General features: G+C 71.0%; 27 protein-coding genes. 7 read left to right on the forward strand and 20 right to left on the reverse strand.

The genetic code is table 11. From position 1 onward, the window contains the following. Position 1: 1 nt before the first annotated feature. From JNB62_RS04195 to rpsB, 9 genes are all read right to left on the reverse strand, one after another. Entirely contained in the window at positions 2-727 is a 726-nt protein-coding gene (locus tag JNB62_RS04195) for an alpha/beta hydrolase (RefSeq protein ID WP_220299620.1), read from the reverse strand. A 1-nt stretch (position 728) separates the two neighbouring features. Then, a complete protein-coding gene (locus JNB62_RS04200; protein ID WP_220299621.1) occupies positions 729-1013 on the reverse strand; it encodes a hypothetical protein in 285 nt (94 codons plus the stop codon). A gap of 3 nt (positions 1014-1016) precedes the next feature. Further along, entirely contained in the window at positions 1017-1745 is a 729-nt protein-coding gene (locus tag JNB62_RS04205; RefSeq protein ID WP_308291722.1) for a phage tail tip lysozyme, read from the reverse strand. Positions 1746-1801: 56 nt separating this feature from the next. Beyond that, positions 1802-2365 carry a DivIVA domain-containing protein gene (locus tag JNB62_RS04210; RefSeq protein ID WP_220299622.1) on the reverse strand — a complete coding sequence of 188 codons (564 nt, stop codon included), beginning with the start codon at positions 2363-2365 and terminating at the stop codon, positions 1802-1804. Continuing rightward, complete coding sequence (locus JNB62_RS04215; protein WP_220299623.1) at positions 2362-3444, reverse strand: phosphatidate cytidylyltransferase; 1083 nt, start codon at positions 3442-3444, stop codon at positions 2362-2364. Before JNB62_RS04215 ends, JNB62_RS04210 begins: the two co-directional genes overlap by 4 nt. Before the next feature lie 9 nt (positions 3445-3453). Then, positions 3454-4008 (reverse strand): ribosome recycling factor, encoded by a 555-nt coding sequence (gene frr, locus JNB62_RS04220; RefSeq protein ID WP_220299624.1) that lies wholly within the window; start codon positions 4006-4008, stop codon positions 3454-3456. 52 nt (positions 4009-4060) lie between these two features. Next, positions 4061-4780, reverse strand: a complete 720-nt coding sequence (gene pyrH / locus JNB62_RS04225) for a UMP kinase (RefSeq protein ID WP_220299625.1) — start codon at positions 4778-4780, stop codon at positions 4061-4063. 116 nt (positions 4781-4896) lie between these two features. Next, positions 4897-5724 (reverse strand): translation elongation factor Ts, encoded by an 828-nt coding sequence (gene tsf / locus JNB62_RS04230; RefSeq protein ID WP_220299626.1) that lies wholly within the window; start codon positions 5722-5724, stop codon positions 4897-4899. A gap of 100 nt (positions 5725-5824) precedes the next feature. Next, on the reverse strand, positions 5825-6721 hold the full coding sequence (gene rpsB, locus JNB62_RS04235) for a 30S ribosomal protein S2 (RefSeq protein WP_220299627.1): 897 nt from the start codon (positions 6719-6721) through the stop codon (positions 5825-5827). Positions 6722-7060: 339 nt separating this feature from the next. Between rpsB and JNB62_RS04240 the strand changes: the two genes are divergently transcribed. Further along, on the forward strand, positions 7061-7615 hold the full coding sequence (locus tag JNB62_RS04240; RefSeq protein ID WP_220299628.1) for a murein hydrolase activator EnvC family protein: 555 nt from the start codon (positions 7061-7063) through the stop codon (positions 7613-7615). Positions 7616-7645: 30 nt separating this feature from the next. Here JNB62_RS04240 and JNB62_RS04245 read toward each other — a convergent pair whose 3' ends face one another. The 9 genes from JNB62_RS04245 to JNB62_RS04285 all read right to left on the reverse strand — a co-directional run bounded on the left by JNB62_RS04245 (position 7646) and on the right by JNB62_RS04285 (position 14826). After that, complete coding sequence (locus JNB62_RS04245; protein WP_220299629.1) at positions 7646-8557, reverse strand: tyrosine recombinase XerC; 912 nt, start codon at positions 8555-8557, stop codon at positions 7646-7648. Positions 8558-8623: 66 nt separating this feature from the next. Further along, positions 8624-9832, reverse strand: coding sequence for a DNA-processing protein DprA (gene dprA, locus JNB62_RS04250; RefSeq protein WP_220299630.1), 1209 nt, complete (start codon positions 9830-9832; stop codon positions 8624-8626). Next, a complete protein-coding gene (locus JNB62_RS04255) occupies positions 9829-11358 on the reverse strand; it encodes a YifB family Mg chelatase-like AAA ATPase (protein ID WP_220299631.1) in 1530 nt (509 codons plus the stop codon). Before JNB62_RS04255 ends, dprA begins: the two co-directional genes overlap by 4 nt. Next, positions 11355-11723 (reverse strand): YraN family protein, encoded by a 369-nt coding sequence (locus tag JNB62_RS04260; RefSeq protein ID WP_220299632.1) that lies wholly within the window; start codon positions 11721-11723, stop codon positions 11355-11357. The genes JNB62_RS04255 and JNB62_RS04260 overlap by 4 nt, the downstream gene beginning before the upstream one ends. Before the next feature lie 102 nt (positions 11724-11825). Beyond that, the gene (locus JNB62_RS04265; RefSeq protein ID WP_045297888.1) at positions 11826-12149 is read right to left on the reverse strand and encodes a DUF2469 family protein; all 324 of its coding nucleotides are present in this window, start codon (positions 12147-12149) and stop codon (positions 11826-11828) included. Positions 12150-12215: 66 nt separating this feature from the next. Then, positions 12216-12875: a ribonuclease HII gene (locus JNB62_RS04270; RefSeq protein WP_220299633.1), complete on the reverse strand. Its 660-nt coding sequence runs from the start codon at positions 12873-12875 to the stop codon at positions 12216-12218. Further along, the gene (gene lepB / locus JNB62_RS04275) at positions 12872-13654 is read right to left on the reverse strand and encodes a signal peptidase I (RefSeq protein ID WP_220299634.1); all 783 of its coding nucleotides are present in this window, start codon (positions 13652-13654) and stop codon (positions 12872-12874) included. Before lepB ends, JNB62_RS04270 begins: the two co-directional genes overlap by 4 nt. A gap of 151 nt (positions 13655-13805) precedes the next feature. Beyond that, complete coding sequence (gene rplS, locus JNB62_RS04280; protein ID WP_220299635.1) at positions 13806-14153, reverse strand: 50S ribosomal protein L19; 348 nt, start codon at positions 14151-14153, stop codon at positions 13806-13808. A 169-nt stretch (positions 14154-14322) separates the two neighbouring features. Then, positions 14323-14826, reverse strand: coding sequence for an MFS transporter permease (locus JNB62_RS04285; protein WP_220299636.1), 504 nt, complete (start codon positions 14824-14826; stop codon positions 14323-14325). 118 nt (positions 14827-14944) lie between these two features. Here JNB62_RS04285 and map point away from each other — a divergent pair, with 118 nt between their 5' ends. After that, positions 14945-15727 (forward strand): type I methionyl aminopeptidase, encoded by a 783-nt coding sequence (gene map / locus JNB62_RS04290; RefSeq protein WP_220299637.1) that lies wholly within the window; start codon positions 14945-14947, stop codon positions 15725-15727. Between the two features lie 30 nt (positions 15728-15757). Here the strand turns inward: map and glgX are convergent, their stop codons facing one another. Further along, on the reverse strand, positions 15758-17959 hold the full coding sequence (glgX, locus tag JNB62_RS04295; protein ID WP_220299943.1) for a glycogen debranching protein GlgX: 2202 nt from the start codon (positions 17957-17959) through the stop codon (positions 15758-15760). Between the two features lie 289 nt (positions 17960-18248). On the opposite strand from glgX, the gene nirB reads away from it, so the two are divergent. The 4 genes from nirB to JNB62_RS04315 are packed head-to-tail and all read left to right on the forward strand — an operon-like array spanning position 18249 to position 23141. After that, positions 18249-20843: a nitrite reductase large subunit NirB gene (gene nirB / locus JNB62_RS04300; RefSeq protein WP_220299638.1), complete on the forward strand. Its 2595-nt coding sequence runs from the start codon at positions 18249-18251 to the stop codon at positions 20841-20843. Continuing rightward, entirely contained in the window at positions 20840-21259 is a 420-nt protein-coding gene (gene nirD / locus JNB62_RS04305) for a nitrite reductase small subunit NirD (protein WP_220299639.1), read from the forward strand. The genes nirB and nirD overlap by 4 nt, the downstream gene beginning before the upstream one ends. Continuing rightward, positions 21256-22008, forward strand: a complete 753-nt coding sequence (gene cobA, locus JNB62_RS04310; RefSeq protein ID WP_220299640.1) for a uroporphyrinogen-III C-methyltransferase — start codon at positions 21256-21258, stop codon at positions 22006-22008. Before nirD ends, cobA begins: the two co-directional genes overlap by 4 nt. After that, positions 22005-23141 carry a uroporphyrinogen-III synthase gene (locus tag JNB62_RS04315; RefSeq protein ID WP_220299641.1) on the forward strand — a complete coding sequence of 379 codons (1137 nt, stop codon included), beginning with the start codon at positions 22005-22007 and terminating at the stop codon, positions 23139-23141. Before cobA ends, JNB62_RS04315 begins: the two co-directional genes overlap by 4 nt. A gap of 9 nt (positions 23142-23150) precedes the next feature. Here JNB62_RS04315 and trmD read toward each other — a convergent pair whose 3' ends face one another. Then, a complete protein-coding gene (gene trmD / locus JNB62_RS04320; RefSeq protein WP_220299642.1) occupies positions 23151-23852 on the reverse strand; it encodes a tRNA (guanosine(37)-N1)-methyltransferase TrmD in 702 nt (233 codons plus the stop codon). A gap of 175 nt (positions 23853-24027) precedes the next feature. Here trmD and JNB62_RS04325 point away from each other — a divergent pair, with 175 nt between their 5' ends. Further along, positions 24028-25449 (forward strand): MFS transporter, encoded by a 1422-nt coding sequence (locus tag JNB62_RS04325; protein WP_220299643.1) that lies wholly within the window; start codon positions 24028-24030, stop codon positions 25447-25449. Positions 25450-25503: the final 54 nt, after the last annotated feature.

Consider the following 25503-nt stretch of genomic DNA (forward strand, 5'->3'; position numbering starts at 1 on the left):
ATCACTCCGCCTCGGCCGGACCGTCCCACTCGGTCGGCAGCGGAAGGGCGTCGGGGTTCACCGCCGCGACGATCTCGGTCAGGACGCGCCGGGTCTGGTTCTCACCGACCCACAGATGCTTGCCGCCCTCGACGGGGATGAGCACCGCCTCGGGCACGCTCGAGAAGCGCTCGGCGGCCGCGTCGGGACGCAGATAGTCGTCGAACTCGGGGATGAGCACGACGAGGCGGCGCCGGTCGCCCGCCCATGCGGCGACCTCGGCGTCGGTCGCACGGTGCAGCGGCGGCGACAGCAGCACGGCGCCCTCGACGTCGTGGTCGCGGCCGTACTTCAGCGCGAGCTCGGTGCCGAAAGACCAGCCGACGAACCAGGGCCGCGGCAGTCCTCGCGCATGGACGAAGTCCATCGCCGCGGCGACGTCGAACGCCTCGGACCGGCCGCCGTCGAAGGCGCCGTCGCTGGTGCCCCGCGGTGATGACGTGCCGCGCGTGTTGAAGCGCAGGACCGCGAGGTCGGCCAGTGCGGGCAGGCGGCCGGCCGCCTTGCGCAGGATGTGCGAGTCCATGAAGCCGCCCGCAGTCGGAAGCGGATGCAGCGTCACCAGCGTCGCGACGGGGTCACGGTCCGCCGGCAGGGCCAGCTCCCCCACGAGGGTGAGGCCGTCGAGCGTCTCCAGCTCGATCTCCTCGCGTCGTGCGGGCAGCTGTATCGGACCGCGGATCTCCATGTCAGGCCACCTTCCAGCAGTGCTGATGCCAGTGCCGGCGAGCGGCGAGATCGGCGGCATCCCCCAGCACCCCGTCGGCACGCCAGGCCACGAGGTGCGCGACACCCACGTCGATGGGACGGCCGCAGCCGGGGCACGTGTAGACCTTCTGCGCCTGTGCAGCCGACACCGGCTGCACCGTCCACTCCGTGCCCCTGCGGAACTCCGTGCGCTTGGACCCCGCGAGCAGACGCTCGAAGGACTCGTCACCGCCCGAGTCGTTCCGGCGGCGATTGGACCGCGGCATGACTCAGTACCAGCCGGTGCTCTGGGAATGCCCCCACGCGCCGCACGGTGTGCCGTACCGTCCGCCGATGTAGCCCAGACCCCACGTGATCTGCGTCGCGGGGTTGGTCTCCCAGTCCGCGGCGACGCTGCCCATCTTGCTGCCCGGAAGAGCCTGCGGAATGCCGTAGGCGCCGCTGCCGGCGTTGTACGCGTTCACGCGCCAGCCGGACTCCTTCTTCCACAGCGCCACGAGGCACGCGAACTCATCGTCGCTCCAGCCGCGCGCCTTGACCATGTCGTACGCGATGGCCTGAGCCGAGCCGGGGTCAGGCGTCACGAACGGCGGACGCCACCCGCTGGACGCGCTCGAACCCGTCGGGGCGGGCGCGACCGTCGGCTTCGGCTTCACGTACACCGTGTACGTCCCGCGCTCGAGGTCCACCGCGGGGGCCGGTTCCGCCGAGGCGTCGCCGGTGAGCGACTGGACGTCCTCCAGCGAGCTCGCGTACAGCGACACCGGCTCGTCGACGGTGTCGGCGTCGGCGAGCGCGACCCCGATGGGCCCGACATACGCGGCCACGAACCCCAGGGCTGCGAACGCCGCGAAGGCGCCCACCACCCCGCGGCGCCGCGACCAGCGCGACGGCGTCGACGCGGGCCGGGACGCCGCGACGGCGCGACGACGGGCTCGGGTCGACACGTCCTGACGTCGGGAGCGTCTGGTCGGGGTCAGATCGTTTCCGGAAGTCACAGTGTCCCGATTCTCGCACAGGCCCGTCGGATCTTTCCATCCGACGCGGCGGGGCGTCACTTCACCGCGAGCATGACCTCGACGACGGCGTCGAGCACGGCGTCGACCTGCGCCTCGTGGTACCCGCCCCGCTGCATGCGGAAGGCGACCGAGCGCACCTGCTCGACCGTGACCGACTGGCCGGTCTCGAGGTACGTGGCGAGCTTGTCGGCGACGAGATCGACCTCATCCAGGCGGTAGCCGTAGCGCAGCGTCGAGACGCGGTCGAAGCGCTCCTTGCGCGGACGCGACAGCCGGTCCAGCACCTCCTGCGCGAGCTCGCGCGTGTGGCCCACCCACGCGTTCGCGCCGGAGGCTGCCACTGCCGTGGTCCGCTCGCGCGCGGCGAAGGCGTCCTCGATGCGGCCGAGTGCGGCATCCACCGATCCGATGACGTAGCCGTGGCGCACCAGCGGGAACGCGACCTGCCGGACGTCGGCGGACGTCATGTCGGCGGCACCCGACTCGAACGCCCCGCGCGCCCGGGCGAGGAAGTCGTCGACGGCTGCCTTGTCGTACCCCTTCTCGCGTCCGCGCGTCTCGGGGAAGGAGGAGCGCGCGGGAGCTTCGGATGCCGTCATGATGCCACCAGGGGGGTGAAGAGGTAGAAGAGGGTCAGGGCGGCGACCGTCGAGGGCAGGATCGAGTCGAGGCGGTCGAGCACACCACCGTGGCCGGGAAGCCACGAGCTCATGTCCTTGATGCCGAGATCGCGCTTGATCATCGATTCGCCCAGGTCGCCGGCGGTGGCCGTCGCGAGGATCAGGATGCCGAACACGACGCCCATCCACCAGTCCAGTCCGAGCATGAACAGGCCCACGAGCACGCCCGCGACGATGGCTGCGGCGACGGCCCCCGCGAAGCCCTCCCACGTCTTCTTGGGGCTGATGCGGGGAGCCATGGGGTGCTTGCCGAACGAGATGCCCGCGATGTAGGCGCCCGTGTCGACCGCGACCGCGACGATGATGAACCCGAGGACCCACCACTCGCCGCCGTCCTGGCTGAGCAACACGACGCACAGGCTGCCGAGGAAGGCGACGTAGAGCTGGATGAACGTCGCGATGAGCACGTCGCCGAGCACCAGGCCGTATGAGCGCCCGTCGTGGGAGGCCATCTGCGCGACGAGGCGCCACACGACCACGAAGGCCAGCGCGACGAACAGGATCACCCACTGCAGCCACGACGTGACGAAGTACGCCGTGCCGACCACCAGCGCCCCCGCGATGAGCTGGGGCACGAGGTCGACGCGTCGACCGGCGGTGATGAGCGCTCGCGAGAACTCGAAGATCGACAGGAGGGCGGCCGCCAGCGCGAACACGACGAAGAGCCACTTCACGAACAGCAGCGAGCCCAGCAGGGCCACGCCGATCGCGAGCCCGATCAGGATCGCGACCAGCAGGTCGCGGCCGGTCCGCTCCTTGATGCGCTCGTTGGCCTCTTCGAAATCGGCCTTCGCCTGCGCCACCTGACTCTCGAACTCGCTGCGGGCAGCGCGCAGATGGGCCTGCAGGATGGCACCGGGATCGGGCTCGCCGGTCGCATCGTCCGCCTCGGAGACATGCCGGGCGCGGTCCACGAGGCGGCGCGCATCCTCGGCATCGCGCCGCGTCTGCGGCGGATCGCGGTCGTCCTCGCCGTGCGGGTCGGATGCGTCGGTCATGGGCGGTCCTCAGACCTCGAGGAGTTCGGCCTCTTTGCGCTTGAGCGCCTCGTCGATGGCGTCGACGTGGGCGCGTGTCAGCGCGTCGAGCTCCTTCTCGCCGCGCGAGAGCTCGTCCTCACCGACCTCGCCCTTGAGGGCGTCGATGTCGTCCTTCGCCTTGCGACGGATGCCGCGCACGTGCACCTTGGCATCCTCGCCCTTGGTGCGCGTCAGCTTCACGTACTCCTTGCGGCGCTCCTCGGTGAGCTCGGGCATCGTGACGCGAACGATGTTGCCGTCGTTCGTGGGGTTCACACCGAGGTTCGGGATGTCGCGGATGGCCTGCTCGATCGCCTTGAGGGCCGACTTGTCGTACGGGGTGACGATCAGCGTGCGGGCCTCGGGGTTGTTGATCGAGGCGAGCTGCGCGAGCGGCGTGGGCGTCCCGTAGTAGTCGACCAGGACCTTCTGGAACAGCTGCGGGTTCGCACGGCCGGTGCGCACCGTCGCGAAGTCCTCCTTCGCTGCCTCGACGGCGCGGTCCATGCGCGCTCCGGCATCTGCCAAGACGTCCGCGATCACAGTGTCTCCTTCGTATGGATGGGGCTGGTCAAGTCTACCGACGGCGCAGGCGTCACGCCGTGACGAGCGTGCCGATGGATTCGCCGAGCAGCGCGCGGGTCACGTTGCCGGCCGGTTCCATGCCGAACACGCGCATGTCCATGCGGTTGTCCATGCACAGGCTGAACGCCGTCGAGTCGACGACCTTGAGGCCGCGCTGGAGTGCGTCGAGGTAGGTGATCCGGTCGATCTTCGTGGCAGAGGCATCCTTCTTCGGATCCGCCGTGTACACGCCGTCCACGCCGTTCTTGGCGACGAGGACCTCCTGCGCGTCGATCTCGAGCGCACGCTGTGCGGCCACGGTGTCGGTCGAGAAGTACGGCAGTCCGGCGCCGGCGCCGAAGATGACGACGCGGCCCTTCTCCATGTGACGCTCGGCGCGGCGCGGGATGTACGGCTCCGCGACCTGCGTCATCGAGATCGCCGACTGGACGCGCGTGGCCGCGCCCGCCTGCTCCAGGAAGTCCTGCAGCGCGAGCGCGTTCATGACGGTGCCCAGCATGCCCATGTAGTCGGCGCGTCCGCGGTCCATGCCGCGCTGGCTCAGCTCGGCGCCGCGGAAGAAGTTGCCCCCGCCGACGACGACCGCGATCTCGACGCGGTCGACCGCCGCGGCGATCTCTCGCGCCATCTGGCTGACGACATCGGGATTCACACCCAGCTGCCCTCCCCCGAACGCTTCGCCCGACAGCTTCAGGAGGACGCGACGGCGTCCGGTGTTCTCGTTGATCACGGTGATCCTCTCGACGACGACAAACTAGCGGGCAAGCCGCAGACTACCCACGAAAGTGCCCGAAGGGCATGAGAAAAGGCCCGCACCGGAATCCGGATGCGGGCCTTCTCAGAAGGTCAGGCGCCGACCTTGAAGCGGGCGAAGCCCGTCAGGGTCAGACCCGCGTCCTTCGCGACCTGCGCGACGGACAGCTTGTTGTCCTTCGCGTAGTCCTGGTCGAGCAGGGCGACCTGCTTGAAGAACGCGTTGACGCGGCCCTCGACGATCTTCGGAAGAGCAGCCTCGGGCTTGCCCTCGTTGCGCGAGATCTCGGTGACGATCTCACGCTCCTTCTCGACGTCGGCCTCGGGGACCTCGTCGCGCGACAAGTACGAGGGGTTGGCGAACGAGATGTGCTGCGCGAGGCTGCGCGCCGTCTCGGCGTCGTCGCCCGAGTAGGCGAGGACGACACCGACCTGCGGCGGCAGGTCCTTGCTGGTCTTGTGCAGGTAGATCTCGAAGTGGTCGCCCGACAGCGTGCTGACGCGACGCAGCTCGACCTTCTCGCCGATGATGGCGGCCTCGTCCGAGATGAGCTCGGCGACGGTCTGCGAACCGGCGGGAGCGGCGAGGGCCGCCTCGGCCGACTCGGCGCCCGCAGCAGCGGCCGCGTCGAGGACCTTGTCGGCCAGGGCGATGAAGCGCTCGTTCTTGGCGACGAAGTCGGTCTCGGTGTTGAGCTCGATGAGCGTGACCTTGCCGTCCAGCTCCTTGGCGGCGACGAGGCCTTCGCTGGTGGAGCGGTCAGCGCGCTTGGCGTTGCCCTTCGCGCCCTTCAGGCGCAGGATCTCGACGGCCTTCTCGAGGTCGCCGTCGGCCTCCTCGAGCGCCTTCTTGGTGTCGACCATGCCCGTGCCGAGCTGCTCGCGCAGCGCCTTGATGTCGGCGATCGTGAAGTTTGCCATGGGTGGCGGCTCCTTGATGTGTGTGAGTTCTCGTGGATGCCTCGGCGGGACCGTCCCGACCTGCGGCCGGAGCGATCCCGCCGAGGCGGAGTGTGTGGGCTTACTCGGCCGGGGTCGCCTCGGCGGCCTCGACGGCCGCCTCTGCAGCCTCGGCACCCGCCTCGTCGGCGGCCGACTCGGTGGCGATCGTCTCGACCTCGGCGACGTCGGTCACGACCGGGGCCTCGTCGGCGGCGGCGCCCTGCTCGAGCAGCTCGCGCTCCCAGTCGGCCAGCGGCTCGGCGTCTGCGGCCTCGTCGGTGGGCTGGTGGCGCTGGATGAGGCCCTCGGCGGCGGCGTCGGCGATGATGCGGGTGAGCAGGCCCACCGAGCGGATCGCGTCGTCGTTGCCGGGGATCGGGTACTGGAACTCGTCCGGGTCGGCGTTGGTGTCGAGGATGCCGATCACCGGGATGCCGAGCTTCGACGCCTCGTCGATGGCGAGGTGCTCGCGCTTGGCGTCGACGACCCAGATGGCCGAGGGGGTCTTCTGGAGGTTGCGGATGCCGCCGAGCGACTTGTGCAGCTTGTCGAGCTCGCGCTTCTTGAGGAGGAGCTCCTTCTTGGTGAAGCCGCTCGCCGCCGGGTCTTCGAAGTCGAGCTCCTCGAGCTCCTTCATGCGAGCAAGGCGCTTCGACACCGTCGAGAAGTTGGTGAGGAGGCCACCGAGCCAGCGCTGGTTCACGTAGGGCTGGCCGACGCGGGTCGCCTGCTCGGCGATGACTTCCTGCGCCTGCTTCTTCGTGCCGACGAAGAGGATCGTGCCGCCGTGGGCGACGGTCTCCTTGACGAACTCGTACGCCTTGTCGATGTACGTGAGCGACTGCTGGAGGTCGATGATGTGGATGCCGCTGCGCTCGGTGAGGATGAAGCGCTTGACCTTCGGGTTCCACCGGCGGGTCTGGTGTCCGAAGTGGACGCCGCTGTCGAGCAGCTGGCGAATGGTGACGACGGCCATGGCCGGTCTCCTGTTCTGGCGCGCGTGCGCCTGTTGCGGTTGTCTCGCGCCGACCGTCGGCCGGCGAGCCTGGTGCCCGGCACATGCCCGCCCGGCGCCCGCCGTGAGGCGTTCGCAAGGACCGTAGGGAATGGATGCCGCATCACGGACGCCGACCCGTTCGAGCCGAGATCCGCCACGCTGAGGGCACGCGGAGTCACTCCGACAGGCGGAGTGCGGCTCCCAGTGTACCAGGAGCGGGGCCGCGGCCCCTCCTCCACCGAGGCCGCTCCCCAGGTCTTGTCCACCGATGCTCGCACGCACGCCCGCCGGCATCGGCGAGTGCGGGAGGCTCGGTCGATGATCGCTCACCCACCCGCTCGGCCGACGCGATGGCGACGGCTTGCCGCAGGGCTGCTGTCCGCCGTCCTGGTGCTCTCGGGCGCGGCCTCATCCGGAGCGGCCGGTGCGATCACCCGGCCACCAGCCGCCACGGCCGTGGCGAGCGAGACGGGCTGGGTGTGGCCGGCGCATCCCGTCCGTGTGGAACGGGGCTTCGTCGCTCCGCCGCACGCCTACGGTCCCGGACACCGGGGCATCGATCTGCGCCCGCTGGAGGGCGGCGACGTCGTCGCGCCCGCCGCGGGGGTCATCGCCTTCTCCGGGCCGGTCGCCGGTCGAGGCATCGTCACGATCGACCATGGCGACGGCCTCGTCACGACGCTGGAGCCCATCGACACCACGCTGACGGCGGGCACGCCGGTCGGGTCGGGAGAGTCCGTGGGCTCGGTGGCGCTCGGCGGGCACGTGGAACCCGGGGTGTTCCACTTCGGGGTGCGACGGGACGGCGAGTACATCAACCCGCTGCTTCTGCTGGGAGGCGTCCCGCGTGCGGTGCTGCTGCCCTGCTGCTGATCCACCCGCCGGGCGCGCCGGCGGCCCGCGTCAGGCGCGCGGGTGGGCGAGACGGTACGACGCCGCGAGACGTTCGCTCGACACGTGCGTGTAGATCTGCGTCGTGCCGAGGCTCGCGTGGCCGAGGATCTCCTGCACCGCGCGCAGGTCCGCTCCGCCGTCCAGCAGGTGCGTCGCCGCCGAGTGGCGAAGCGCGTGCGGCCCGACCTGCGCGCCCAGCTCCGGCCCCAGCCGGCGCGACACGAGGTCGTAGACGGCGCGCGGCCCGAGTCGCCCGCCGCGGGCGCCCAGGAACAGCGCGGATGCCGCCGAGCCCCCGCTCCCGTCCGCGCGCGAGGCCAGCACCGGGCGCCCCCGTACGACGTACGACTCCACAGCATGCAGGGCGGGCAGTCCGAAGGGGACCACGCGCTCCTTGGACCCTTTGCCGAGCACGCGCACGGTCCGGCGATCCCGGTCCAGGTCGTCCACGTCCAGCCCGCAGAGCTCCGACACGCGCACCGCAGCTCCGTACAGCAGTTCGAGCACCGCGTGGTCGCGCAGCGCCACCGGGTCTCCGTCGGCCGCCGCCCGCGCCATGACGGCGAGCACCTCGTCGAGGGTCTGCGCCGTGGCGACCTTCGGAAGCGTCTTGCCGCGCTTGGGCGAGACGAGCCGGAGACTCGGATCCGTATCGATGGCCTCGGTCTCGGCGGCCCACGCGAAGAAGCCGCGCACCGCTGCGGTGCGGCGGGCGATGGTGGCGCGGCTGTCGCCCCGCTGCACCGCCTGCCACAGCCAGTCACGCAGCGTCTCGAGGTCGACATCGGCGAGCTCGACGTCGCCGCACGCGAGCCGCAGCCCGTCGAGGTCCGATCGATAGGCGCGCACCGTCGCCGGCGACAGTCTGCGCACCTGTGCCAGATGGCGCAGATACGCGTCGGCGGCCGCGTCGATCCTCATGCAACCAGCATGCCGCCGGCAGTCGGCCGCACGCACGCGACGCCCCGCGACGGGCGACGTTCACCCTCACCGGCGTGCGGCCACCGACCGCCAGCCGTCGACCCCGGCCTGCACGGAACCCTCCAGCTGCAGGATGCCGAGCAGCATGCGCACCTCTTCCGGCGCCATCCCGGCCCGACGCGCCACTTCGTCGGCGTCGCGCCCGACCCTGTTGCTCAGTGCGTCCCGCACGCGCGTGGCGTCGTCCGTGCGCCGGCCGGAACCCATCGCCGCGTCCGCTGCGATGGCGTCGGGTCCGGTGGGCGACAGCCACCCGCCCAGCAGCTCGCGCACGTCGTCCGCGCTCGTGATGCAGACCGCATCGCTCTCGCGGATGAGACGATGCGTGCCCGCGGAGGCGGGAGCCGTGATCGGCCCCGGAACCGCGCCCAGGCCCCGCCCGAGCTGGGACGCATGACCCGCGGTGTTGAGGGATCCGCTGCGCCAGCCGGCCTCGACCACGACGGTCGCCGTCGTGAGCGCTGCGATCAACCTGTTCCGCTGCAGGAAGCGCCACTTCGTGGGGGCGGATCCGCACGGCACCTCGCTCACGACGGCGCCGGTGCGTGCGATGTCGTCGATGAGCTGCGTGTGCCCCGCGGGATACGCCCGCTCAGCGCCCCCGGCCAGCAGCGCGACCGTCAGACCGCCCGCGCCCAGCGCGGCGCGGTGCGCGGCCCCGTCGATGCCGTACGCCCCGCCCGAGACGATCGGCACACCGCTCCCCGCCAATTCGGCCGCCAGTTCGCGCGCCACGAGGTCGCCGTACCCGGATGCCGCACGGGCGCCGACGATCGCGACCGAGGGATGCAGCCGGCCCAGGACGGCGGCATCCCCCCGAACCCACAGGCACAGGGGCGCATGGGATTCGAGGTCGTTGAGCTGCGCGGGCCAGACCGCGTCGCGCGGCGTGACGAGTGCGACATCGCGGGCGCCGGCGATGCGCAGCGTGTCGGCCACGGATCTCGCCGACAGCCGGGGCAGCCACCGCTTGGGCGCCTCGGTCCGTTCGCGCACGGTGAGCTCGTCGAGCGGACGTGCGGACAGCAGCGCCTCCAGGGCCGCGACCGCGCCTCGTGCCGCGACGACGCGCCCGGCGACCGAGTCGCCCGGCTCGACGAGCTGGCACCACACCGCGGTGGCGTACCGATCGAGAGCCTCGTCGTCGCTCAGCTGCAGGCGCAGCGGCGCGAGCGCCGCCCTCGCGGCACCCACGGAGACATCGAACGCCGTCATCGTGCGAGACCCTTCTTCAGATACAGCGCCCGGCCGATGTGGTCGACGCCGAGCCGTGGCCGGCCCTCGATGTCGGCGAGCGACCAGGCGACGCGCAGCACGCGGTCGTAGCCGCGCAGCGTGATGGCACCGCGCGTCAGGGCGGCATCCAGCGGGCGGCGGACGGCGGGCTCGGGCGCCGCCGGGCCTTCGCGCAGCCACGTGCCCGGCACGTCGGCGTTGACGCGCCACGCGGTGCTCCGCAGCCGATGGCGGGCTCGGGCGCGCGCCTCGGCCACGCGTGCGCGGGCGACCTCCGTCGAGGTCACCGGGACCGCGTCGCGCTGTGCGACCGACACGCGGGTGAGCGTGAGCTCGATGTCCATGCGGTCGAGCAGCGGCCCCGACAGCCGCCCGAGGTAGCGCCGGATCGCCGCCGGAGGGCACACGCACGTGCCGCCCCGGATGCCGTAGTCGCCGCACGGACAAGGGTTCGTCGCCAGGACGAGCTGGAACCGCGCCGGGTATTCGGCGTGGGCGCCGGCACGGTGGATCGCGATCGTCCCCGTCTCGAGCGGCTGACGCAGCGCGTCCAGCACCGAGGCCGGAAACTCCCCCGCCTCGTCGAGGAACAGCACCCCCTCGCTCGCCCGTGCGATGGCGCCCGGGCGCACGACGCGGGAGCCGCCGCCCACCAGAGCGGCGACGGAGGCACTGTGGTGGGGCGCCTCGAACGGCGGCGTGCGCGACAGCTCCACGATGCGCGAGCCCGAGAGACTGCGGATCGAGGCGGCCGTGAGCGCGGCGCGGTCGTCGAGCGCGGGCAGGATGCCGGGCAGGCGGCGCGCGAGCATCGTCTTGCCCGCGCCGGGCGGTCCGCACATCAGCAGGTGGTGCCCGCCGGCGGCGGCGACGATGAGCGCTTCGACGGCCTCGCGCTGCCCGATGACGTCCGCGAGGTCGAGCCCGAGGTCGTCCGGGCGCGGCGCGCCTTCGTCGGCGAGCGCCACGGGTTCGTCGTCCGGCACCTCGACCTCCCCACCGTGCCACGCGACCACCTGGGCCAGGTTGACCGCCGCGAGCACCTCGACTCCGTCGACGAGCGCCGCCTCCGGACCGTTCGCGTGTGGAACGACCACCCGCCGGTGTCCGGCTCGACGCGCCGCCACCACTGCCGGCAGCACTCCGGGCACCGGTCGCAGTCGCCCGTCGAGGCCCAGTTCGCCGACGTGCACGGTCGAGGCGACGGAGGCGGCATCCATTCCGGGCTCGGTCGCGAGCGAGGCGACCGCGATCGCGATGTCGAAGCCCGACCCCTGCTTCGGCAGGCTCGCGGGTGACAGGTTGACGGTCAGCCGGCGGCGGGGAAGCGGAGTGCCGCTGTTCGCGCACGCGTTGTGCACGCGCTGCACCGCTTCACCGAGCGCCTTGTCGCCGAGCCCGATGATGCGGAACTCGGGCGTCTGCTGCGACAGGTCGGCCTCCACCTCGACGCACTCCCCCTCGGCGCCGACGAGCGCGACCGCCCACGTTCTCGCGACGCTCACGGCACCTCCACGTCGACGAGGTGCTCAAGCGTCGCGCACGCCGGCTGCGGGCCCGTCAGGCCGATCGCGTCGATCCTCAGCCGACGGCCCTGGACGGCGTCACGGTTCTCAGCGGCCCACGCCGCCGCGAGGCGCCAGAGCCGCGCCCGCTTGCGTGCATCGATCGCCTCGAACGGGTGGCCGAAGTCGACTCCGCGCCGCGTCTTGACCTCGACGACGACGACCGTCCCGGCGTCGGCGACGACGAGGTCGATCTCACCTGCCCGGCAGCGCCAGTTGCGCGCGAGGATCGCGAATCCGAGTTCCGAGAAGTAGCGGGCCGCACGGTCCTCACCGGCGTGCCCGAGATCGTCCTTGTCTGCCATTCCGGCATCGTCGCGCGCCGGGGGCGGCGCGCGGACGCCGGGTCGCGGCATCCGTTCACAACTGCGCGAACCGGTGCGGATCGCGCGACTGTGGAGGAGGCGTCAGGTGTCGAGCGAGAGCTCTTCGGGAAGGTGGAAGTCGCGGCGCGAGAGCTCTTCGACGTTGACGTCCTTGAACGTCAGCACGCGCACGGCCTTGACGAACCGGTCGGCGCGGTAGATGTCCCACACCCACACATCCGACATCGAGATCTCGAAGTAGAAGTCGTGCTCGGTGTCACGGCGGACGACGTTGACCTCGTTGGCGAGATAGAACCGCCGCTCGGTCTCGATCACGTACTGGAATTGCGATACGACGTCGCGGTACTCGCGGTACAGGGCGAGCTCGAGCTCACGGTCGTAGTCTTCGAACACCTCGTCGTCCATGGTGCCTCCATCCTAGGGCGCTCGACGATGCGGTGCCCGTGCGTCCGCGGCCGGCGAACGGGGCGCTCAGAACAGCGTCGGAGCCTCGGCGATCGACCACGAGGCGCGGTGATGCCGGCTGATGCCGTGCTCGCGGATCGCCGCGCGATGCTCGGGGCTCGCGTATCCCTTGTTGCGCGCCCACTCGTACGCTGGGAGCTCGTCGTGCAGCCTGGTCATGACGTCGTCGCGCGCGACCTTGGCGATCACGGAGGCCGCGGCCGCTGACGCGCAATCCCGGTCGGCTTTGATGACCGGACGGACCGTGAGGGCCCGTTCGCCCGCGGGAGTGATGTAGTCGTAGTTGCCGTCGAGGATGACGATCGCCTCCTCGACGATCACGCCCTGGCTGCGCAGATCGGCGAGGGCGCGTACCGAGGCGAGACCGAGCGCGCGCATGATGCCGATCTCGTCGATCTCCTGGGAGCTGGCCCATCCGATGGCGCTGGCGGCGACCCACGATGCGGCCCGGGCCGCGACGTCGTGGCGACGCAGCTCCGGGACGAGCTTCGAATCGCGCAGCCCCTGAGGCACGCGCTTGCGCGAACGCGGCGCATCGACGACCGCCGCGCCGACCGCGACCGGACCCGCGAGCGCGCCGCGGCCGACCTCGTCGCACGCGATCACGAGCGTGTGCTCGCGCAGCAGCCGGCGTTCCAGCGTGAGCCGGGGCTCGACGACAGTCATCGCGCGTCGTCGCCCCCCTCCGGCGCGGGAACGCCCGCGAAGACGTCGTGATGGAAGTCCAGGAGCCCGAAGCGGTCGAACGGCCATGTCACCAGGAACGCGCGCCCGACCACATTGTCGATCGGGACGAAGCCCTTTCCGGGCTGATCCGTGTTGTAACGGGAGTCTTTGGATCGATAGCGGTTGTCGCCCAGCACCCACAGCTTGCCGTCGGGCACGGTCACGTCGAACGCGTCCGCCGACGCGGCCGTCTCGCCTGGCGGGAACTTGACGTAGCCGGTCTCGTCGATCGGCACGTCGTTGACGGTGATCTGCCCGATCGCGTTGCAGCACACCACGTGATCGCCGGGCAGCCCGATGACGCGCTTCACGAGATGGTCGTCGCTGTCGGGCGCGGCCAGGCCCACGAGCGACAGCACCCACTCGAACGCCTCGACCACCGGCGGGCGCGCCGGCTCGGTGCTCGGCGGCAGCCACCCGCCCGGATCGCGGAACACGACGATGTCGCCGCGGTCGTAGCCGCCGAAGCGCGGCGTGATCTCGTCGACGAGGATGCGGTCCTTGATGAGGAGCGTGTCTTCCATCGACCCCGAGGGGATGTAGAACGAGCGGACGAGGAACGTCTTGACCACGAGCGAGACGAGCACCGCGATCACGATGATCACGAGGACGTCCCGGAGGAAGACCAGCCATCCCCTGCGCCGCGGCTGGACCGTCGCCGCCACCTCGGTGCCGGCGGTGGGTGACGGTTCGGCCGGGGCCGACTTCTCAGTCGTCATCGAGTTCCTCCGCGGGCGCCGACGGTCGGCGAGCCCGTCTTCAAGGGTGACACACTCCGGACCCGTTCCCTGCACGCACGGGCGAGCGCGCCGGGGAACGACGAAGCCCCGGACCGCGGGTCCGGGGCTTCGATCGCGCTGCGACGACGCGTCAGTTGTCGCGCTTCTCCTTGATCTTGGCCTTCTTGCCACGGAGGTTGCGCAGGTAGTAGAGCTTGGCGCGGCGCACGTCACCGCGGGTCACGACCTCGATGTGGTCGATGACCGGCGAGTGCACCGGGAAGGTGCGCTCCACGCCGACCTGGAAGCTGATCTTGCGGACCGTGAAGGTCTCGCGCACGCCGTCGCCCGAGCGGCCGATGACGACGCCCTGGAAGACCTGGATGCGGGAGCGGTTGCCCTCGGTGATGTTGACGTGCACCTTGACGGTGTCGCCGGGAGCGAAGTCCGGGATGTCGGAGCGGAGCGAAGCCGCGTCGACGGCGTCGAGGATCTGCATGATCGTCTCTCTCTGCGGCCGCCACAGGTCGACCGCGGGAAGGGGTTCTGAAGGATGAGGTGTGCCGCAGGCCTTCGGCGTCACGCCGTCCAGCTGGTTCCCCTGAGGCAGAACCGGTCAGGGCACAAAGAACCATTGTGCCACGGATGCCGCGCCCCGCCAAAACGCCTCAGTCGGCGGAAGGCGCCTGCTTCTCGGTGATCACGATGACCTCGCGCTCGGCGGCACCGGGCCCGTTCGTGCCCTCCTGCGGGGGCGGGATGTACGCGAGGCCATCGGTGGTGTGCATCACGACGCGCGACGGCCGCGCCTCGCTCCACAGCTGCCACAGCGCGAGCCAGAACAGCGCCACACCGGCGACGATGGCGAGGACCATGATCGGCGCCCACCACGACTGCACGAAGAAGCCGAGCGAGATCACGAGGCCGTGCCACACCGTGAACCCGAGAACATCCCACCACGACACCGCTCGCTGCGCGCGGACCGTGCCGCGGGCGCGGACGAGGAGGGTGAGGATGAGCTGCCACACGAAGACACCCGGGATGGCGAGGAAGAGCACCCACAGGAACGCCCACCCGCCGGCGTTGAACACGGCCCAGCCGACCAGCAGCCACAGCGGCAGCACGAAGGCTGCCGGGATCAGCCAGCCGAAGAACGCGCGTCGCAGCCACATGGCTCTGATGCTACGCCGGTGCCGGCACGGGCGGCACCGGTCCCGCGCGCCGCGGAGGATCCTCCCAGCCAGGCGGCTGCGGGCCCGGCAGAATGGGAGGCGGACGAGAGGACACCACATGATCGAGTTGCGCACCCCTGCCGAGATCGAGGCGATGAAGCCCGCGGGGCGATTCGTCGCCGAGACGCTGGCGACCCTGCGCGACGAGACGAAGGTGGGCACGAACCTCCTGGCGATCGATCGCCGCGCGCACGACCTGATCCGCCGCGCGGGCGCCGAGTCCTGCTACATCGACTACCACCCGTCGTTCGGCGCGAGCCCGTTCGGCAAGGTGATCTGCACGTCCGTGAACGACGCGGTCCTTCACGGACTGCCCTTCGACTACGCGCTGCGCGACGGCGACCTCGTGTCGCTCGACTTCGCGGTGTCGGTCAACGGGTGGGTCGCCGACTCCGCCGTCTCGTTCGTCGTCGGCACGCCGCGGGACGAGGACCTCGCGCTCATCGACACGACGGAGCGGGCTCTGGATGCGGCCATCCGGACGGCCACCGTCGGCAACCGCATCGGCGACATCTCGGCCGCGATCGCCGGCGTGGCGCATGGCGACGGCTACTCGATCAACACCGACTTCGGCGGGCACGGCGTCGGACGCATCATGCACGGCGACCCGCACGTCCCCAACGACGGCAAGGCGGGGCGCGGCTACCCGCTCCGGCCGGGGCTCGTGGTCGCCCTCGAGCCGTGGTTCCTGCAGACGACCGACGAGCTCGTCACCGACCCCGACGGCTGGACGCTCCGATCGGTGGACGGCTCGCGCGGCGCGCACGCCGAGCACACCGTCGCGATCACCGAGGACGGCCCGATCGTCCTGACGGATCGCTCCTGGCTCGGCGTGGACTGACGCCGCGTCAGGCTCCTCCCCCGCACCGCGTCAGGTGCGCACCTGCCCACGCGGAGCATGCGCGGGAGCCGGGGCACCGGCGAGCGCTGCGAGCGACGCCGCCACCGAGTGATCGACCTCGCGCTCGACGCGAGGATGCTCGCTCAGCACCAGGAGCGACTTCGCCGCGAGGCGAACGGTGTCGCCCGGACGCAGAAGGGCGGAGTCGGCGCGCTCCCCCGCCGTGTCGATGACGACCTCCCAGTCGGGGCTGTACTCCACCACGGGGATGTGGAAGTCGATGATGTCGTCGCCGGCGTTGAACAGGACGATGAAGTGGCGGTCGCGGATCGGCTCGCCGCGCCGGTCCTCCTCCCTGATGCCCTGGCCGTTGAGGAACACGCCCACGGCGCGCCCGAACCCCGACTCCCAGTCGTCGGGCTGCATGAGCGTGCCGTCGGGACGGAGCCACGCGATGTCGGGCAGCGGGGCACCGACGTCGCGCTGCACGGGTCGTCCTTCGAAGAAGCGGCGACGGCGGAACGTCGGGTGGTCCCGTCGCAGCCGGCTCATCGCCGCGGTGAACTCCAGCAGCGGCAGATCCGCCGCGTCCCAGTCGACCCAGGTGACCTCGTTGTCCTGCGCGTAGCCGTTGTTGTTCCCCTGCTGCGTGCGTCCGAGCTCGTCGCCGTGCAGCAGCATGGGCACGCCTTGGCTGAGGAGCAGGGTCGCGAGGAAGTTCCGCTGCTGCCGCGCCCGCAGCGTCAGCACGGCGGGGTCGTCGGTGGGTCCCTCCACGCCGAAGTTGTCGGACCGGTTGTCGTCGGCGCCGTCGCGGCCGTCCTCGCCGTTGGCCTCGTTGTGCTTCTCGTTGTACGACACGAGGTCGCGCAACGTGAAGCCGTCGTGCGCCGTCACGAAGTTGACGGATGCCACCGGCCGGCGTCCGGAGTGCTCGTAGAGGTCGCTCGACCCGGTGAGGCGTGAGGCGAACTCGCCGAGGGCCTGCGGCTCTCCGCGCCAGAAGTCGCGGACCGTGTCGCGGTACTTCCCGTTCCATTCCGTCCACTGCGGCGGGAAGTTGCCGACCTGGTAGCCGCCCGGCCCGACATCCCACGGCTCGGCGATCAGCTTGACCTGCGAGACGACCGGATCCTGCTGCACGAGCTCGAAGAAGGTCGACAGCCGATCGACGTCGTAGAACTCGCGCGCGAGCGCCGACGCGAGATCGAACCGGAAGCCGTCGACGTGCATGTCGATCACCCAGTACCGCAGCGAGTCCATGATGAGCTGCAGCGAATGCGGGTTGCGGACGTTGAGGCTGTTGCCGGTTCCGGTGTAGTCGGTGTAGTAGCGCCTGTCGTCGTCGAGCTTGTAGTAGGCGGCGTTGTCGATGCCTCGCATCGAGAGCGTCGGGCCCAGGTGATTGCCTTCGGCGGTGTGGTTGTAGACGACGTCGAGGATCACCTCGATGCCGGCGGCGTGCAGGGCGCGCACCATCCCCTTGAACTCCTGGACCTGCTGGCCGCGGTCGCCGGTCGCGGCATAGCGGTTGTGCGGCGCGAAGTACGAGATGGAGTTGTAGCCCCAGTAGTTCGAGAGCCCCTTCTGCTGCAGGATCGCGTCGTCGACGAACTGGTGCACCGGCATGAGCTCGATCGCCGTCACGCCGAGCTTCGACAGGTGCTCGATGATCGCCGGGTGGGCGACGGCGCTGTACGTGCCGCGCATCTCGTCGGGGATCGCGGGATGCCGCATCGTGAGACCCCGCACGTGAGCCTCGTAGATGACCGTCTCGGCGTACGGCGTCTCCGGCCGCCGGTCACCGGCCCAGTCGAAGAAGGGGTTGATGACGACGCCCTTCATCATGTCGTCGGCGGAGTCGTCGTCGTTGCGCGAATCGGGCTCGCCGAACGTGTACCCGTACACCGGCTGCCCCCAGCGCACGGCTCCCTCGACGGCCTTCGCGTACGGGTCGAGCAGCAGCTTGGCGGGATTGAACCGCTGACCCGATGCCGGGTCGTACGGACCGTGCACCCGGTAGCCGTAGCGCTGGCCCGGCTGGATGTTCGGCACGTACACGTGCCACACGAACGCGTCCACCTCGACCAGGTCGACACGCGACTCGCCGCCGCGCGCGCCGAACAGGCAGAGTTCGACGCGCTCGGCTCCTTCGCTGAACAGTGCGAAGTTGGTTCCGCTGCCGTCGAACGTCGCCCCGAGCGGATACGCCGATCCTGGCCAGGTGTGCATCGTCATCCCCCATGCCTCGATGGCCCACCCTACCGAGAAGGGATGCCGCCGGCCGTGCTTCGCGGGTGACGGGTCGGCGTGGCGCCTCACATGGACACCGCGGCGGCTGTGAGCGAAACGTTCGTTCGGGGTAACGGCGCGCGGCCCGGGGGTGAAACACCCCGCTCGTAGCGTCGGGCCTACCGAGACATCCGCCCCACGAGGAGGAGCCATGGCCCATCGCGACCGTGTCGACAGCCGGAAACATGACGCTGACACCGAGGCAACATCGCCCGCGTACCGTGACGACATGAGCACGCTGCCCGCCCTCGGCACGCACGTCGTCGTGGTGGGCGCCGGCATGGTGGCGCATCGGTTCGTCGAGAGCATGCTCAGCCGCGCCGACGAGCGCTGGCACATCACACTCATCGGCGAGGAGGATCGTCACCCCTACGACCGGGTCGGGCTCACGGGGTTCTTCGCCGGCGCGTCCACCGAAGACCTGACGCTGGATCGCACCTTCTTCGACGACGAGCGGCTGCGTTTCCTGCGCGGCGACGCCGTCGTGCGCATCGACCGGTCCGCCCGGCGCGTCACGACGAGGTCGGGCCTGAGCGTGGGCTACGACCGGCTCGTCCTCGCCACCGGCTCGTACGCCGCGCGGCTCGCTGTGGACGGGTTCGGACTCGACGGCTGCTTCGTCTACCGGACGCTGGACGACGTCGAGCGGCTCGAGGCCTTCGTGCAGCGCCGCTCGGCCGAGCTCGGCCGCAGGCTCACCGGCACCGTCATCGGCGGCGGGCTGCTCGGACTGGAGGCCGCCGGGGCGCTGCAGGGGCTCGACGTCGACTGCACCGTCGTGCAGTCCTCGGATCGCCTCATGTCTGCGCAGCTCGACCGCCCCGCCGGTGAGGCGCTGCGCCGCCTCATCGAGTCCCGCGGGATCGCCGTCAAGACGGAGGCGATCACGACCCGGCTCGACCCCGACGGCACGGGACAGGTGACCGGGCTCGAGTTCCGCGACGGGTCGTACGAGCGCACCGACGTCGTCGTGTTCACCGTCGGCGTGCGGCCCCGCGACGAGCTGGCGCGCTCCGCGGAGCTCGATGTCCACCCCCGTGGGGGCGTGCTCATCGACAGCGGCTGCCAGACCTCCGACCCCCGCATCCTGGCGATCGGCGAGGTCGCGAACTACGACGGACAGTGCGTCGGGCTCGTCGCGCCCGGCTACGCGATGGCGGAGGTCGCGGCGACGCGGCTGCTCGGTGTCGATGAACACAGCGGCGAGGCATCCTTCCCCGGCTACGACCTGTCGACGAAGCTCAAGCTCTCGGGCGTCGACGTCGCGAGCTTCGGCGACGCGTTCGCCGAGACGCCGGGTGCGCTGGACGTCGTGTACGCCGACCCGGTGGCGGGCGTGTACAAGAAGCTCGTCCTGTCGGACGACGCGAAGACGCTCCTCGGCGGCATCCTCGTCGGCGACGCGTCGGCGTACGGCTCGCTGCGCCCGCTCGTGGGCGGCGCGCTCGGCGCGGACCCCGCCGCGTACCTCATGCCCGAGGGCGGCGTCGCGGCGCCGACGGGAGAGCTGCCCGACGACGCACTCGTCTGCTCGTGCAACAGCGTCACGGCGGGTCGGATCCGTCACGCCGTGCACGAGGAGGGCTGCACCGACGCGGCCTCCGTCAAGTCGTGCACCAAGGCGGGTGCGGCCTGCGGCTCGTGCCTCACGATGGTCAAGAAGCTCGTCGGCACCGAGCTGGCCAAGACCGGCGCCACGGTGAGCAACGCGCTGTGCGAGCACTTCGACCTGTCGCGGCGGCAGCTCTTCGACGCCGTGCGGGTGTCGGGACTTCGCACCTTCAGCGCCGTCATCGAGCGGTTCGGCGTCGGGCGCGGGTGCGACATCTGCAAGCCTGCGCTCGCGAGCATCCTCTCGACGCTCGTGGGCGGTCACGTGCTCGACGGCGAGAACGCGACGCTGCAGGACACCAACGACCACGTCATGGCCAACCTGCAGAAGGACGGCAGCTATTCGGTCGTTCCGCGCATCCCCGGCGGCGAGATCACCCCGGAGGGGCTGCTGGTCATCGGGCAGGTCGCCCAGGACTTCGGTCTGTACACGAAGATCACCGGCGGCCAGCGCATCGACATGTTCGGCGCTCGACTGGAGCAGCTGCCCGCCATCTGGAAGCGCCTCGTGGATGCCGGCTTCGAATCCGGTCACGCATACGGCAAGTCGCTGCGCACCGTGAAATCCTGCGTCGGTTCGACGTGGTGCCGCTACGGCGTGCAGGACTCGGTGGGCATGGCCGTGCGGCTGGAGCTGCGCTATCGCGGGCTGCGCTCGCCGCACAAGCTCAAGCTGGGCGTCTCGGGCTGTGCGCGCGAGTGCGCCGAGGCGCGCGGCAAGGACGTCGGCGTCATCGCGACCGAGGCGGGCTGGAACATGTACGTCGGCGGCAACGGCGGCTTCACGCCGCGGCACGCCGTGCTGCTGGCAGAGGGCCTGAGCGACCAGGAGCTGCTCACCGCCATCGACCGCTTCCTGATGTACTACATCTTCACCGCCGACCGCCTGCAGCGCACGGCGCCGTGGTTCGAAGAGCTCGACGGCGGCATCGAGGGTCTGCGCGCCGTCATCTTCGACGACAGCCTCGGCATCTGCGGCGACCTCGACGCGGCGATGGCGACGCACATCGACTCGTACGAGGACGAGTGGGCCGCGACGCTCGAAGACCCCGACAAGCTGCGGCGGTTCGCCTCGTTCGTGAACGCACCCGCCACCCCCGATCCGTCGCTCGCCTACGTCGCCGAACGCGGTCAGCCCCGCCCCGCCACCGCCGAAGAGCGCGGCGCCGGCGGCGTCCTCATCGCCGGAACGACCCTGGAGGTGCGCCGATGACGCTCATCGACCCGCAGACGACCACAGACACCGCGCCGGCGGGCTGGGTGCGCGTGTGCGCGCTCTCGGACCTCGAGGTCGAACGGGGCCGGGCGGCCCTGCTGGGCGGGACGCAGATCGCGCTGTTCCTCACACGCGGCACGAACGGCCGCGAGGGACGCGTGTACGCCGTGTCGAACTTCGATCCGTTCAGCCGGGCCAACGTCATCTCGCGCGGCATCGTCGGCACCCGGCAGGATGCCCCGACCGTGGCCTCCCCCATGTTCAAGCAGGTCTTCGACCTCCGCACCGGCATCTGCCTCGACGCGCAGGGAAAAGAGCCGGTGAACCTGCACGTGTGGCCGACGGCCGTCGCAGACGGCGTCGTGCTGGTCCGCTGGGACGAGCGGCCCGACGCCGACGGTGGTGCGCCGTGACCGGCCGCGTGCACCTGGTCGGCGGGGGCCCGGGCCCCCTCGACCTCCTGACGGTCCGCGCGTGGCGCCTCCTCGTCTCGGCCGACGTCGTCGTGATGGACCGCCTCGGGCCGACCGACCTCCGCGGCGAGCTGCGTCCCGACGCCGAGGTGATCGACGTCGGCAAGCTGCCCGGTCACCACCCGGTGCCGCAGGACGAGATCAACGCGCTGCTGGTGGACCGGGCCAGGGCGGGCAAGCAGGTCGTCCGGCTCAAGGGCGGCGACCCGTTCGTGTTCGGCCGCGGCGGCGAAGAGGTGGCCGCGTGCCTGGCCGCCGGCATCCCGGTCGACGTCGTCCCGGGTGTCACCAGCGCCGTCGCCGTGCCGCAGGCCGCCGGCATCCCGGTCACGCACCGCGGCGTGGCGACCGCCGTGCACATCGTCCACGGCCAGGGACCGGTCAGCGCGTCGACCCTCGCGGCGCTGCGAGACCCCGAGGTCACGACCGTGATCCTCATGGGAGTGAGCGCGATCCCCCGCATCGTGGCCGACGCCCTGCGCGCGGGCGTCGCTGCCGACCGCCCGGTGGCGATCGTCGAGCGCGGCCACCATCTCGACCAGCGCACGACGCGCACTACCCTCGGGAGTGCGGTGCTGGATGCCGGGCGCACCGGCATCCGCAATCCGGCGGTCATCGTCGTCGGCGATGTCGCCCGCGCCGAACTGCTGCTCCCCGCGCACGAGATGACAGGTGACACCGTCCGTTGAGCTCCACCACACGTCCCACCCTGTCGGCCGCGCTCGACGGCTGCACCGTCGTCATCGCCGTCGACCGACGCTCGTCAGAGCTGTCCGCCGCGCTCGAGCGTCACGGCGCGATCGTCCGTCAGGCGCCTGCGCTCACGATCGTGCCGCACATCGACGACGACTCGCTGATCGCCGCGACGCGCTCGCTCATCTCGGCACCGCCTGACATCGTCGTGGCCACGACGGGCGTGGGGTTCCGCGGATGGATCGAGGCGGCCGACGAGGCGGGCCTCGCCGACGAGCTGCACGCGGCGCTCGCGGGAGCGCGCATCGTCGCGCGCGGGCCCAAGGCGCGCGGCGCGATCCAGCAGGCGGGATTCACCGCGGACTGGGTCGCCGAATCCGAGACGTCGGCAGAGCTCGGCGAGTACCTGCTGGCGGAGGGCGTGGCCGGTCAGCGCGTCGCCGTTCAGCACCACGGCTCAGGGGCCGACGGCCTCGACGAGCTGCTCGGAGATGCCGGCGCCGACGTCGTGAGCCTCACGGTGTACCGGTGGGGCCCGCCGCCCGACCCCGCCGTCGTCGCGAGGTCGGTGGTGGCCGCGGCAGCGGGCGAGGTGGACGCCGTGCTCTTCACGTCGGCCCCCGGCGCGGCGGAGTGGATGGCCGCCGCAGCGCGCGAAGGCGCACTGGAGTCGATCGTCGACCGCACGCGTCGCCGACGCCTGCTGCTGGCGGCCGTCGGCCCGATCACGGCGGGGCCGCTGCAGGCCGCCGGAGCCGAGACCCTCATCGCCGAACGCGGGCGATTGGGCGCCCTCGTGCGCGCGGTCGTGTCGCACTTCGGCGGCGGGCACGCCGAGTCCCTGCAGACCGGAGCGGGACGACTCGAGCTGCGCAGCGCCGGCGTCGTGCTCGATGGACGTCACATCCCGCTGTCGCGCACCGGCGCCGACCTCATGGCGGCGCTCTTCGACGCGGGCGGAGGCGTCGTCTCGCGCCAGCGGCTGCAGACGGTGCTTCCCCGCTCGGGCGAGAACACGCACGCCGTCGAGATGGCCGTCGCGCGCCTGCGCGAGGCGCTCGGAACGCCGGATCTCGTGAAGACCGTCGTCAAGCGCGGGTACCGGATCGACGTCGTCGATCCCGCCTGAGACGGCCGCTCAGTCCGTCGCGGCGGTGTCGGCGCCCTCGAGCAGGTCGGGCCGGTGCGCCTTCGTGCGTTCGAGGCTCTGCTCGCGGCGCCAGGCCGCGATGGCCCCGTGGTTGCCGCTCAGGAGCACCGGCGGCACCTCGAGCCCGCGCCACTGGGCGGGCTTGGTGTAGCTGGGGTATTCGAGCAGGCCCAGCTCGTGGGACTCCTCGACGAGGCTCTCCGGATTCCCGACGACGCCCGGGATCAGACGCGACACCGCCTCGATGACAGCCATCGCCGCCACCTCGCCACCGTTGAGCACGTAGTCGCCGAGGCTCACGAGGCGCACGCGGACGCGAGAGGAGTAGTGGTCCACGACGCGCTGGTCGATGCCCTCGTAGCGCCCGCACGCGAACACCAGGTGCTGCTCCTGCGCGAGCTCGCGCGCGAGCGGCTGCGAGAACAGCTCGCCGGCGGGCGACGGCACGAGCAGCACGGCGTCCTCGCTCAGCACGGCGTCCAGCGCCTCGCCCCACGGCTCGGGCTTCATGACCATGCCGGCGCCGCCGCCGTAGGGCGTGTCGTCCACGGTGCGGTGGCGGTCGTGGGTCCAGTCCCGCAAGTCGTGGACATGCATGTCGAGGATGCCGCGGTCACGGGCCTTGCCGATGAGCGAGACGCCGAGCACGTCGAAGAACGTCGGGAAGATCGTGACGATGTCGACGCGCATGCCTTCGAGTCTAGAAGCTGCGCGTGTTTCGGACGTGTGACGGCTCCCCCACCTCACCGGGCCGACAGGGGTGATCGAGAAGTGACGGAGAGGTAACCCCGCGGCTCGACCGCCCGAAACACCCCGTTCGTAGCGTGGACGCACACTCACCCGCAGTGTCTGCACAGGAGGCGCCATGACCACGACCGATGTGCCGTCGACGACGGCCGCCGCAGCTCCACCGCACACGCCCGTCGCAAGCCCACTCACCCGGCGACCCGGGCGCTGGGTCGACGGCTGGAACGCCGAGGATCCCGCGTTCTGGAGCGCCGAGGGCCGCGCGATCGCGCGGCGCAACCTGGGCTGGTCGATCTTCGCCGAGTTCCTCGGATTCATCATCTGGCAGCTGTGGAGCATCGTCGTCGTGATGCTGCCCGCCGCGGGCTTCGACCTCACCAGCTCCGAGTCGTTCTGGCTCATCTCGCTGCCGAGCCTCGTGGGCGCGACCCTGCGATTCCCCTACACGTTCATGGTGGCGATCTTCGGCGGGCGCAACTGGACGATCGTGTCGGCGGGGCTCCTGCTCATCCCGGCGGTGCTTCTCGGCATCGTCGTCTCCAACCCCGACACGCCGTTCGGCGTGCTCCTGGCGGTCGCGGCGCTCGGCGGCGTCGGCGGCGGCAACTTCGCAAGCTCCATGGCCAACATCACGTACTTCTTCCCGCAGAAGGAGAAGGGCTGGGCGCTCGGGCTCAACGCCGCCGGCGGCAACCTCGGCACCTCGGTCGCGCAGTTCGCCGTGCCCATCGTGGTGACCCTCGGCGCGGGTGCGACGCTCAACATCTCACTGGCGGGGTGGATGTGGATCCCCCTGATCCTCGTCGCGATGTTCGGCGCCTGGCGCTACATGGACAACCTGTCGTCCGCCAAGGCGGACTTCGGCGGCTCGGCGGCCGCTCTGCGCGAGCCGCACCTGTGGGTGATGGCGGTGCTGTACATCGGCACGTTCGGCTCGTTCATCGGCTTCGCGAGTGTGTTCCCCAAGCTCATCGCCGACCAGTTCCCCGAGTTCTCGACCATCCAGGTCGGACAGGCGGCGGTCTCGCTCGCCTTCCTCGGCGCGCTCGTCGGGTCGCTGGCGCGTCCGTACGGCGGGCGGCTCGCCGATCGCTTCGGCGGCGCCCGCGTGACGGTGTGCGCCTTCGCGATCATGGCCCTCGGGGCGCTGACGCTCGTGTGGACGCTGCCGCTGCGGAGCTTCCCGGTGTTCCTCGCGGTGTTCCTCGTTCTCTTCGCCGCGACCGGCATGGGCAACGGCTCGACGTACCGTATGATCCCGAGCATCTTCGCCGCACGCACGATCGCGAAGGGCTTCGCACCCGAGAGCGCCGAGGCCACGAAGATGATGCGCAAGTCCGCCGCGGCGCTCGGCCTCATCTCGGCGATCGGGGCGTACGGCGGGTTCCTCGTGCCTCAGGTGCTCAACGCGTCCCAGCTCGCAACGGGCGGCTACACCGCCGCGTTCATCGGGTTCGTCGCCGCCTACGTCGCCCTCCTGCTCGTGACGCTGCTCGTCTATGTGGTCCCGCGTGCGTCGCTCGCGAAGCAGCGCATCTGACGCCGGCTGAAGCGGAGTGGATGCCTCGACCCGAGGCATCCACTCCGCTCTGCG

The organism is Microbacterium jejuense (genome assembly GCF_019511665.1).
GTDB lineage: Bacteria > Actinomycetota > Actinomycetes > Actinomycetales > Microbacteriaceae > Microbacterium > Microbacterium jejuense_A.